The organism is Citrobacter youngae (genome assembly GCF_003818115.1).
Lineage (GTDB): Bacteria > Pseudomonadota > Gammaproteobacteria > Enterobacterales > Enterobacteriaceae > Citrobacter > Citrobacter youngae.
In genome coordinates this window covers 59,260-70,730 of record NZ_RPOI01000007.1, presented here as the reverse complement: position 1 = coordinate 70,730, position 11,471 = coordinate 59,260, and the positions used below count along the sequence as shown (strand labels likewise).

The 11,471-nt window shown below is 53.8% G+C and carries 9 protein-coding genes and 1 pseudogene; 8 read left to right on the top strand and 2 right to left on the bottom strand.

Annotated features, from left to right (window positions below):
- Positions 1-114: 114 nt before the first annotated feature.
- Entirely contained in the window at positions 115-2,073 is a 1,959-nt protein-coding gene (acs, locus tag EHN13_RS06385; RefSeq protein ID WP_124021069.1) for an acetate--CoA ligase, read from the bottom strand.
- A gap of 433 nt (positions 2,074-2,506) precedes the next feature.
- Here acs and nrfA point away from each other — a divergent pair, with 433 nt between their 5' ends.
- The 8 genes and pseudogenes from nrfA (at position 2,507) to gltP (ending at position 10,584) form a co-directional block, all read left to right on the top strand.
- Positions 2,507-3,943, top strand: a complete 1,437-nt coding sequence (gene nrfA, locus EHN13_RS06380) for an ammonia-forming nitrite reductase cytochrome c552 subunit (protein WP_124021068.1) — start codon at positions 2,507-2,509, stop codon at positions 3,941-3,943.
- 44 nt (positions 3,944-3,987) lie between these two features.
- Positions 3,988-4,554, top strand: a complete 567-nt coding sequence (gene nrfB, locus EHN13_RS06375; RefSeq protein WP_003031758.1) for a cytochrome c nitrite reductase pentaheme subunit — start codon at positions 3,988-3,990, stop codon at positions 4,552-4,554.
- Complete coding sequence (gene nrfC / locus EHN13_RS06370) at positions 4,551-5,222, top strand: cytochrome c nitrite reductase Fe-S protein (RefSeq protein ID WP_003031761.1); 672 nt, start codon at positions 4,551-4,553, stop codon at positions 5,220-5,222. Before nrfB ends, nrfC begins: the two co-directional genes overlap by 4 nt.
- Entirely contained in the window at positions 5,219-6,175 is a 957-nt protein-coding gene (nrfD, locus tag EHN13_RS06365; RefSeq protein WP_124021067.1) for a cytochrome c nitrite reductase subunit NrfD, read from the top strand. The genes nrfC and nrfD overlap by 4 nt, the downstream gene beginning before the upstream one ends.
- An 8-nt stretch (positions 6,176-6,183) precedes the next feature.
- Positions 6,184-7,911 (top strand): heme lyase CcmF/NrfE family subunit, encoded by a 1,728-nt coding sequence (locus tag EHN13_RS06360; RefSeq protein WP_167470007.1) that lies wholly within the window; start codon positions 6,184-6,186, stop codon positions 7,909-7,911.
- A gap of 25 nt (positions 7,912-7,936) precedes the next feature.
- Positions 7,937-8,311: pseudogene (gene nrfF, locus EHN13_RS24540) on the top strand (heme lyase NrfEFG subunit NrfF); the annotation flags it as partial.
- The gene (nrfG, locus tag EHN13_RS06355; protein WP_061067032.1) at positions 8,308-8,928 is read left to right on the top strand and encodes a heme lyase NrfEFG subunit NrfG; all 621 of its coding nucleotides are present in this window, start codon (positions 8,308-8,310) and stop codon (positions 8,926-8,928) included. The pseudogene nrfF and the gene nrfG, both read left to right, overlap by 4 nt.
- Positions 8,929-9,273: 345 nt before the next feature.
- Positions 9,274-10,584, top strand: a complete 1,311-nt coding sequence (gene gltP / locus EHN13_RS06350) for a glutamate/aspartate:proton symporter GltP (RefSeq protein WP_048213908.1) — start codon at positions 9,274-9,276, stop codon at positions 10,582-10,584.
- A 96-nt stretch (positions 10,585-10,680) separates the two neighbouring features.
- On the opposite strand, the gene yjcO is transcribed toward gltP, so the two are convergent.
- Positions 10,681-11,370, bottom strand: coding sequence for a Sel1 family TPR-like repeat protein YjcO (yjcO, locus tag EHN13_RS06345; protein WP_124021066.1), 690 nt, complete (start codon positions 11,368-11,370; stop codon positions 10,681-10,683).
- Positions 11,371-11,471 lie beyond the last annotated feature (101 nt).

Below are 11,471 nucleotides of genomic sequence, written 5' to 3'. Positions count from 1 at the left end.
AACACGAAATCCTTTGGGGGAGGTTTTTATATTTCCTTCCCGGTCAGGGGAGGGGTAGGGATAGGATTTGTAGGCCCGATAAGCAGCGCGCCATCGGGCATTTCACGGTTATGGTTATGATGGCATCGCGATGGCCTGCTTCTCTTCGAGCAGTTTCTCTACCACGCCAGGATCGGCGAGGGTTGAGGTATCGCCCAGATTGCTGGTATCGCCCGCCGCGATTTTTCGCAGAATACGGCGCATGATTTTGCCGGAGCGGGTTTTCGGCAGTGAGTCGGTCCAGTGCAGCACGTCTGGCGTTGCTAACGGGCCAATTTCTTTTCGTACCCAGTTGCGCACCTCGGCGTACAACTCAGGTGACGGCTCTTCACCGTGATTCAGCGTGACGTAGGCGTAGATCGCCTGGCCTTTAATATTATGCGGAATCCCCACCACTGCGGCTTCGGCAATCTTCGGATGCGACACCAACGCCGATTCGATTTCAGCCGTTCCCAGACGGTGACCGGAGACGTTCAGCACATCGTCCACACGTCCGGTGATCCAGTAATAGCCATCTTCGTCACGGCGTGCGCCGTCGCCGCTGAAGTACATGTTCTTGAAGGTAGAGAAGTAGGTTTGCTCAAAGCGTTCGTGATCGCCAAACAGCGTTCTCGCCTGGCCCGGCCACGAGTCGGTAATTACCAGGTTGCCTTCGGTCGCGCCTTCCAGCGGATTACCTTCGTTATCGACAATCGCAGGCTGTACGCCAAAGAATGGACGGGTTGCAGAACCGGCTTTCAGCTCGGTAGCGCCCGGCAGTGGGGTGATCATGAATCCCCCGGTTTCGGTCTGCCACCAGGTATCAACGACCGGACATTTTTCGTTGCCAATTTTCTTCCAGTACCACTCCCATGCTTCCGGGTTAATCGGCTCGCCAACGGAACCCAAAATGCGTAGCGATGAACGGTTAGTGCCTTCAATCGCCTTATCACCTTCTGCCATCAGGGCGCGGATAGCCGTTGGCGCAGTATAGAGGATTGTGACCTGGTGCTTGTCCACGACCTGTGACATACGCGCCGGGGTCGGCCAGTTAGGTACACCTTCAAACATCAGCGTGGTGGCACCGCAGGCCAGCGGACCGTACAACAAATAGCTGTGGCCGGTAACCCAACCCACATCAGCAGTACACCAGTAGATATCGTCCTGATGGTAATCAAACACATACTTAAAGGTCGTTGCCGCGTAAACCAGATATCCCCCCGTGGTGTGCAGCACGCCTTTTGGCTTACCGGTTGAACCAGAGGTATACAGGATAAACAACGGATCTTCCGCGTTCATTTCTTCCGGCTGATGTTCAGGGCTGGCTTTTTCTATAAGATCGGACCACCACAGGTCACGGCCTTCCTGCCATTCCGTTTTTCCACCGGTTCGTTTGAGGACGACCACATGCTCCACGGTCTTCACGTTCGGGTTTTTCAGCGCATCATCGACGTTCTTTTTCAGCGGGATGCTGCGTCCGGCGCGCACGCCTTCATCAGCGGTGATCACCAGGCGTGAATTGGAGTCGATAATACGTCCGGCGACGGCCTCCGGTGAGAACCCACCGAAGATGACTGAATGCACCGCGCCAATGCGGGCGCAGGCCAGCATGGCGACCGCAGCTTCCGGCACCATCGGCATATAAATAGCTACCACATCGCCTTTTTTAATGCCTAAATTCAGCAATGTATTGGCGAAACGACAAACATCGCGATGCAGTTCGCGATAGGTAATGTTTTTACTTTGGCTGGCGTCATCGCCTTCCCAGATGATGGCGGTACGATCGCCGTTTTCCTGCAGATGGCGGTCAAGGCAGTTTGCCGCCAGGTTCAGCGTGCCGTCTTCGTACCATTTAATCGACACGTTGCCGGGTGCAAAAGAGGTGTTCTTTACCTGGCTGTATGGCGTGATCCAATCAAGAATTTTTCCCTGCTCGCCCCAAAATGTGTCGGGATCGGTAATGGACTGTTGGTATTTCGCTTCGTACTGCTCCGGGTTTATCAGGCAACGGTCCGCAATGTTTGCGGGAATAGCGTGTTTGTGTATTTGGCTCATGGCTTTTGTTCTCCTTGTAGGATGTTAATAATATGTCGCACAAACGTTAAATGTAGGGGCTTTGCGAGTTTTGTTTAGTATTTGGGCGACAGATCACGCAATAACCGAATTGTGCAAATTAGCGGCAAACTGAATTTTGAAGAGAACTAGCAAAAATTGATTAAACCTCGCGATAACATGCGGTTATATAGAGAGTTTTGAAAAGGTGATCTGTGTCGGATATAGACAAAAGAGTGAGGGATTAGAAGGGGTAAATAACTCTAAAGTGGTATTTTACATACACTTACAATTGATTAAAAACAACATTTCTTGTGGGGTTTCTTGTTACAAATAGGGTGGAGCAATGTCATGACAGTATTCGTGTGGTTGCTGTTATGGAAAACAATAAAAGAACCGCCATTGCAGATAATGGCGTCATCTGGATGAGACCCCTATGGCAAGGATAAAATCACGCGTACGCCGTTTCTTCAGCCTGTTAGTACCTTTATTATTTATCTCTGCAGTTTACGCTGAACAAACCCCCGTACCCGCAAAAACCGTCACCGTTGAAGCGAAGAATGAAGTCTTCGCCCCTCAGCATCCCGATCAATATCTCTCCTGGAAAGCCACGTCTGAGCAATCAGCCCGTGAAGATGCGCTGGCAGAAGATCCGCGTCTGGTGATCCTGTGGGCGGGATATCCCTTCTCGCGCGATTACAACAAACCGCGCGGGCACGCGTATGCCGTGACCGATGTCCGTGAAACCTTACGTACCGGTGCACCCAAAACGGCAGAAGATGGTCCGTTGCCGATGGCCTGCTGGAGCTGTAAAAGCCCGGACGTGGCGCGTCTGATCCAGAAAGACGGTGAAGATGGCTACTTCCACGGTAAATGGGCGCGCGGCGGTCCTGAAATTGTTAACAATCTTGGCTGCGGAGATTGCCATAACACCGCGTCACCAGACTTTGCCAAAGGCAAGCCAGAACTGACGCTGTCGCGCCCTTATGCTGAACGCGCGATGGAAACCATCGGCAAACCGTTTGAGAAAGCTGGTCGCTTCGATCAGCAATCCATGGTCTGCGGCCAGTGCCACGTGGAGTACTACTTCGACGGTAAAAACAAAGCCGTTAAGTTCCCGTGGGACGACGGCATGAAAGTCGAGAACATGGAGAAATACTACGACACCATCGCCTTCTCTGACTGGACCAACTCCCTGTCTAAAACCCCAATGCTGAAAGCGCAGCACCCGGAGTATGAAACCTGGAGCGCAGGCATTCACGGCAAGAACAACGTGACCTGTATCGACTGCCACATGCCGAAAGTGCAGAACGCGGAAGGCAAGATCTACACCGACCATAAGATTGGGAATCCGTTCGATAACTTCGCTCAGACCTGTGCGAACTGCCACACCCAGGACAAAGCGTCCCTGCAAAAAGTGGTCGCCGAGCGTAAACAGGCCATTCATGACCTGAAAATCAAGGTTGAAGATCAACTGGTACATGCCCATTTCGAAGCGAAAGCAGCATGGGATGCTGGTGCGACCGAAGCGGAAATGAAGCCGATTCTGGAAGATATCCGTCACGCGCAATGGCGTTGGGACCTGTCTATCGCCTCACACGGTATTCACATGCACGCGCCGGAAGAAGGCCTGCGGATGCTGGGTAGCGCAATGGATAAAGCCGCTGACGCACGTACCAAACTGGTCCGTCTGCTGGCGACCAAAGGCATCACGCATGAAATCCCGTTACCGGATATCTCTACCAAAGAGAAAGCCCAGGCGGCGATTGGTCTGAACATGCAGCAAATCAATGCTGAGAAACAGGACTTCATCAAAACGGTGATTCCGCAGTGGGAAGATCAGGCGCGTAAAAACGGTCTGTTAAGCCAATAACCCCATTTCGCCCCGCAAGGGGCGGATAACTCAACGGAGTGAATATGAGCGTATTACGTTCGTTATTAACTGCTGGGGTGCTGGCGTCAGGCTTGTTATGGAGCCTGAGTGGAATCACTGCCACGCCAACGCCGCAGGAGTCGGATCAACGCTGGACGGTTACCCAACAGCGTAATCCGGATGCCGCCTGTCTGGACTGTCACAAGCCGGATACCGAAGGCATGCATGGTAAGCATGCGGAAGCCATCAACCCGAATAACAAACTGCCTGTCACCTGCACCAATTGTCACGGCCAGCCGTCACCGAACCACCGCGAAGGGGTGAAAGATGTGATGCGCTTTAATGAGCCGATGTACAACGTGGAGCAGCAGAACAGCGTCTGTATGTCCTGTCACCTGCCTGAGCAGTTGCAAAAAGCGTTCTGGCCGCACGATGTCCACGTAACCAAAGTGGCGTGTGCCAGCTGTCACTCACTGCATCCGAAGCAAGACACGATGCAGACGCTAAGCGATAAAGGACGGATCAAGATTTGCGTCGATTGCCACAGCGATCAACGTAACAATCCGAACTTTAACCCGGCGTCGGTTCCGTTGCTTAAGGAGCATCCATGAGTTGCTCTCGTCGCCAGTTTATCACCGGCGTCGGCGCGCTGGTGGCAGTGAGCGGGACGGCGGGGCGCGTTGTGGCGAAGACGTTGAACATCAACGGCGTGCGTTACGGTATGGTTCATGATGAGTCTTTATGCATCGGCTGTACGGCTTGCATGGATGCTTGTCGGGAAGTTAACAACGTGCCGGAAGGCGTATCGCGTCTGACGATTATTCGCAGCGAGCCGCAAGGGACATTTCCTGATGTGAAGTATCGCTTCTTCCGTCACTCGTGCCAGCATTGCGACCACGCTCCCTGCGTTGACGTCTGCCCGACGGGGGCATCGTATCGCGATGCCGCCAGCGGCATTGTGGATGTGAACCCCGACCTTTGCGTTGGCTGCCAGTATTGCATCGCCGCGTGTCCCTATCGCGTACGCTTTATCCATCCGGTGAGCAAAACGGCGGATAAATGCGATTTCTGCCGGAAAACCAACCTGAAAGCGGGCAAACAGCCCGCCTGCGTTGAGTCATGCCCGACGAAGGCGCTGACGTTTGGTAATCTGGACGATCCCAACAGCGATATATCCCGTTTGTTGCAGCAGAAAACCACCTACCGTTACAAACTGGCGTTGGGTACAAAACCGAAGGTCTACCGCGTTCCCTTTAAATTTGGGGAGGTGAGCCAATGACATCCGCTTCTGCATTTCATTTTGAATCACTGGTGTGGGACTGGCCCATTGCCATCTATCTGTTCCTGATAGGTATCTCTGCCGGACTGGTCACGTTGGCGATTCTGCTGCGTCGCTTCCATCCGGAGGCGGGCGGTTCAGACAGCACGCTGCTGCGCACCACGCTGGTGTTAGGGCCGGGGGCAATTATCCTCGGTCTGTTAATTCTGGTGTTCCACCTGACGCGTCCATGGACTTTCTGGAAACTGATGTTCCACTACAGCTTCACCTCGGTGATGTCGATGGGGGTCATGCTGTTCCAGTTGTACATGGTGGTGTTAGTGCTGTGGCTGGCAAAAATCTTTGAAAAAGAGGTGATTGCCCTGCAACAGCGGTTCGTGCCGCGACTGACGATGGTGTCAAAACTCCTGACGCTCATCACGCCGTTCCATCGCGCGCTGGAGACGCTGATGCTGGTGCTGGCGGTCCTGCTCGGGGCGTATACCGGGTTCCTGCTGTCAGCGCTGAAATCCTACCCGTTCCTGAATAACCCGATCCTGCCGGTGCTGTTCCTGTTCTCCGGGATCTCCTCCGGTGCGGCGGTGGCGCTGATTGCTATGGCGTTACGTCATCGTAGTAATCCGCACAGTACGGAAGCGCATTTTGTGCATCGCATGGAAGTCCCGGTGGTATGGCTGGAGATCTTCCTGCTGGCGGCGTTCTTTGTTGGTCTGGCGCTGGGCGATGACGGCAAAATGCGTGCGCTGGCGGCGGCACTGGGCGGCGGATTCTGGACCTGGTGGTTCTGGCTGGGCGTGGCCGGGCTTGGGCTGATACTGCCGATGCTGCTAAAACCCTGGGCCAATCGCAGTTCGACGTTTCATGGCGTGCTGGCAGTGTGCGGCGCCAGCCTGACCGGCGTACTGCTGCTGCGCTTTTTTATCCTCTATGCGGGTCAGCTAACCGTTGCGTAAGGTGATATCTGGACGTTCTCCTTCCTGAAGCCGGTTTTCTGGCGCTGTTATTAAGCCTCGGGGTCAACGTGTTGACCCCGCTTGCCGTGTTTGTAGGTGTCCGCCAGCGTTGGCAGGGGGTGATGCGCCTGGCAAGCGTGGGCGTGTGGACGCAATTTGCCCTGCTGCTACTGGCCTTTACCATTCTGGTATTCTGCTTTTTGACCAGCGATTTTTCGGTGGTCTACGTTGCCCAGCACAGCTACAGCCTGCTGCCGTGGGGATTAAAACTGGCGGCGGAGTGGGGCGGTCATGAAGGATCGCTGCTGCTGTGGGTGCTGTTTCTTTCCGCCTGGAGCGCGCTGTTTGCTCTTCGCTATCGGCGTAATACCAACGCGCTGTTTCCGCTGACGCTCAGTGTCCTTTCAATGATAACGACCCTGCTGCTGCTGTTTGTGGTGGTATGGTCCGATCCGTTCGTGCGTATCTTTCCGCCAGCCATTGAAGGGCGCGACCTTAACCCGATGCTGCAACACCTTGGATTAATTCTCCACCCGCCGCTGCTGTACCTGGGTTACGGTGGTTTGATGGTGGCGGCAGGCGTGGCGCTGGCCTCGCTGCTACGTAGTGACTTTAATGCGCAGAGCGCCTGGGTGTGCTGGCGCTGGGCCTTGCCCGGCTGGTGCGCGCTGACACTGGGGATTATCCTCGGCTCCTGGTGGGCCTACTGCGAGCTGGGCTGGGGCGGCTGGTGGTTCTGGGACCCGGTAGAAAATGCTTCCTTATTACCCTGGCTTTCCGCCAGCGCGCTGCTACATAGCCTGTATATCACGCGCCAGCGCGGGATCTTCCGCCACTGGTCGCTGCTGCTGGCGATCGTCACGCTGATTTTATCGCTGCTGGGGACGCTGATTGTGCGTTCCGGCATTCTCGTTTCGGTGCATGCTTTCGCGCTGGATAACGTTCGTGCCGCGCCGCTGTTTGCGCTGTTTACCGTGTTGAGTCTGGCGTCGCTCGGGCTGTACGCCTGGCGGGGCCAGCAAGTCCGGCAGAATGCGCGTTTTGGCGGTTGGTCACGCGAGATGCTGATTCTGGTTGCGTTGCTGCTCTTTAGTGCGGTGCTGCTGATTGTGCTGATTGGCACGCTCTACCCGATGATTTACGGGCTGTTCGGCTGGGGGCGGCTTTCTGTGGGCGCACCGTACTTTAATCGCGCGACGCTGCCCTTTGGGCTGCTGATGCTACTGGTTATTGTGCTGGCTACGGTCAGAAGCCGCAAAGTGTCTTTCCGCATCCAACTTCCGGCACTGCTGGCGCATGCCGGGGTGCTGGTGTTTGCGGCAGGGATCGTCTTTTCCAGCGGGAGCCGTCAGGAGATAAGCCTGAACCTGAGCCCCGGGCAGCAGGTGGAACTGGCAGGCTACGTTTTCCGTTTTGAGCGTCTCGACCTGGAAGCCAAAGGTAACTACACCAGTGAAAAAGCGCAGATCACGCTGTGGCACAATGAGAAACGCATTGGCAGCCTGCAACCTGAAAGGCGCTTCTATGCCGCGCGTCGTCAACAGATGATGGAGCCGGGGATCCGCTGGAATCTGTTACATGACTGGTACGCGGTGATGGGCGAAAAAACCGGAGCGGACCGTTATGCCATGCGATTGTACGTGCAGACCGGCGTGCGTTGGATTTGGGGCGGCGGACTGTTAATGGTCTTTGGCGCGCTGCTGAGCGGATGGCGAGGAAGGAAGCGTGATGCGTAATATCTGCGGTTTTATCGTCCTGTTTTTTATCACTTTCGCCACGCATGCCCAGGTTGTGGACACATGGACGTTTGCCAACCCGCAACAGCAGGAGAAAGCGCTGTCTATTGCCAGCCAACTGCGCTGCCCGCAGTGCCAAAACCAAAACTTGCTGGAATCCAATGCGCCGGTAGCAGTCAGTATGCGCCATCAGGTTTACAGCATGGTGGCGGAAGGGAAAAGTGAAGCCGAGATAACCACGTGGATGACCGATCGTTACGGTGATTTCGTGCGCTACAACCCGCCGTTGAATGAGCAAACGCTGCTGCTGTGGGCGTTGCCGTGCCTGTTGTTGTTACTGGTCGGCGTGGTGGTCTGGCGGGTGAGAAAGCGTCAGCGCGCAGAGGAGGAGGTGCAATGAGTCAGTCCGAACATCCCACTGCGCCGTTACGACCAATGCCCGTGAAGCGGCTGACTGCTGCGGTGGTGCTGATGGTTGTGGCCTGCATCGGCGGTTATCTGTTGACGCCAAAATGGCAGGCGGTGCGGCAGGAACAGGCGCGGTTGGCGGACCCATTACATGCGTTCTCCGATGATAACATTCAGGAAAAACAGCTACTTTCTTTGCAGTCGCAGATTCGTGCCGCTCCACAGGACGGTGTGTTATGGGCGCAACTGGGGGAATATTATCTTTGGCAAAATGCGTATCACAATGCACTGCTGGCCTATGAGCAGGCGCTGCGTTTTCGGGGTGAAAACGCCGAAATCTATTCGGCGCTGGCGACGGTGTTGTACTATCAGGCCGGGCAACATATGACACCGCAAACGCGCGAAATGATAGATAAATCCCTGGCGCTGGACGGTAACGAAGTTACCGCGCTGATGCTGTTGGCTTCCGATGCGTTTATGCAGGCTGATTACGCACAAGCGATTTCAGTGTGGCAAAAAGTAATGGATTTAAACTCGCCGAGGGTGAATCGTGCGCAGTTGATCGACTCGATTAATATGGCGAAATTATTGCAGAATCGGCAAAAATAAATTTGTTTTTTTTGTGATTTGTATCATTTTACCTGTTTAAAAAACAGGCAATTGAACAAGTGGGCAAAAAAAACTCATGGAAGAACTTCTTCATTTTTTATCAAATAAAAATTCTTTTATAACAAAAAGTTATTCATGATTACCGATATAAACTCGCGTTTTTATGCATAATTTCAGCTAAACCCCCTGTTCTGAAAGGCTTGCGCGAGATAGCGTGCAAATGATAATGATAATAAGCGTTAAAAAACTCTATAAACGAACGCAACACAAATCATACCCTTTCAGTATGTACTGTTCTCGCATTTTTATATGCGGAATAGCGCTCCATCGAGGAAGTCCGTTGTTATGAAAAATTTGAAAGTCAGCCTGGCATGGCAGATCCTCATCGCCATGGTGCTGGGCATTTTGCTGGGGAGTTACCTGCATTACCATAGTGACAGTCGCGAATGGCTGGTGTTAAACCTGTTGCAACCGGCGGGTGATATCTTTATCCACCTGATTAAAATGATTGTCGTGCCGATTGTTATCTCCACGCTGGTTGTGGGTATTGCCGGGGTGGGTGATGCCAAACAGCTGGGCCGTATTGGCGCCAAAACCATTCTCTATTTCGAAGTGATCACCACCATCGCCATTATTCTCGGCATTACGCTGGCGAACGTGTTTCAACCGGGTTCCGGGATTGATATGTCGCAGCTGGCGACTGTGGATATTTCGAAATATCAAAATACAACCGCAGAAGTGCAAAGCCACGCGCATGGCCTGATGGGCACGATTTTGTCACTGGTGCCGACCAACATCGTCGCATCGATGGCGAAAGGCGACATGCTGCCGATTATCTTCTTTTCGGTGTTATTCGGTTTAGGCTTGTCTTCGCTGCCAGCTACTCACCGCGAGCCGCTGGTGACCGTGTTCCGCTCTATTTCCGAAACCATGTTTAAAGTGACGCACATGGTGATGCGCTACGCGCCGGTTGGCGTTTTCGCGCTGATTGCTGTGACCGTCGCGAACTTCGGTTTTGCCTCACTGTGGCCGCTGGCGAAGCTGGTACTGTTGGTGCATTTTGCCATCCTGTTCTTTGCGCTGGTGGTGCTGGGTATCGTGGCGCGTGTCTGTGGTCTGAGTATCTGGATCTTAATCCGTATCCTGAAAGATGAGCTGATTCTGGCGTATTCAACCGCCAGTTCTGAGAGCGTACTGCCGCGTATTATTGAGAAAATGGAAGCCTATGGCGCGCCAGCCTCAATTACCAGCTTTGTGGTGCCGACCGGCTACTCATTCAACCTTGATGGTTCAACGCTGTACCAGAGTATTGCCGCGATCTTTATTGCGCAGCTGTATGGTATCGACCTGTCGCTGTGGCAGGAAATCGTGCTGGTGTTGACGTTGATGGTGACCTCGAAAGGGATTGCGGGCGTGCCGGGCGTCTCCTTCGTGGTACTGCTGGCTACGCTTGGCAGCGTGGGGATCCCGCTGGAAGGCCTGGCGTTTATTGCCGGTGTTGACCGTATCCTCGACATGGCGCGTACCGCGCTGAACGTGGTGGGGAATGCACTGGCGGTGCTGGTAATCGCCAAGTGGGAACACAAGTTTGACCGCAAGAAAGCGCTGGCTTACGAGCGCGAGATGCTGGGTAAATTTGATAAGACCGCGCAGTAATTAGTGATGGGTGCCTGATGGCGACGCTCACGCGTCTTATCAGGCCTACAAAGGATGTGTAGGCCTGATAAGCGTAGCGCCATCCGGCAACCAGCATCAACCATTGGTCAGCTTTTCAAACTCTTCACAGCCGGTATCAAATCCTTCCATACAGCTCAGATTCAGCCAGTGCAGCGCCTTCTGTTTATTCTTCACGATAAACCCCTGCTCGCCGTTTAAGAACATCATTCCGGCCCAGTACTCGGAATAACCGGTGCGGGAGATGGCCGAGCTGCGCTTGAAATACCATGTGGCCTTTTCATCGTCAGCAGGAATACCCACGCCATTGGCGTAGATCAGTCCGAGCAGCATTTGTGCATCGACAGTGGAGTCATTTTCCAGATCTTCAGAGGCGTTTTGCAGCAATGTAATGGCTTTGGGGTAATCTGTGCGTCCAGCCTGCGTGTTCACCAGAATTCTCGCCAGCGTAATTTCCCCCGCCTTACTGCCTGCCTCGGTCGCTTTTTCGGCCAGCGTTTTGGCTTGTGGATAATCCAGACTGACCGGGTTGGTTATCTTAATTTGCGCCAGTAAGGCCCAGGCATCCGCATCGCCATTGTCGGCTGCTTTTTGCGCCCAGTATTCGGCTTTGCTCAAATCGCCTGAACTAAACCAGGTGTCGGCGAGAAAGTATTGTGCGCGTCGGTCTCCTGCCTCAGCGGCCTGTAAGTACTGGCTTCCTGGCTCAGTATCACTGGCATGGGCAAAGAATGTCATAAAGAACATCAATGCAATGAGTTGTTTCATTTTGAGTTTTATTTAGGGTACGGAATGAACAGTATAAAGAGATCGTATGGATAAAAAAACAGCCTCCGGGCGGAGGCTGTTGCAGAACAGGTACGAAAACG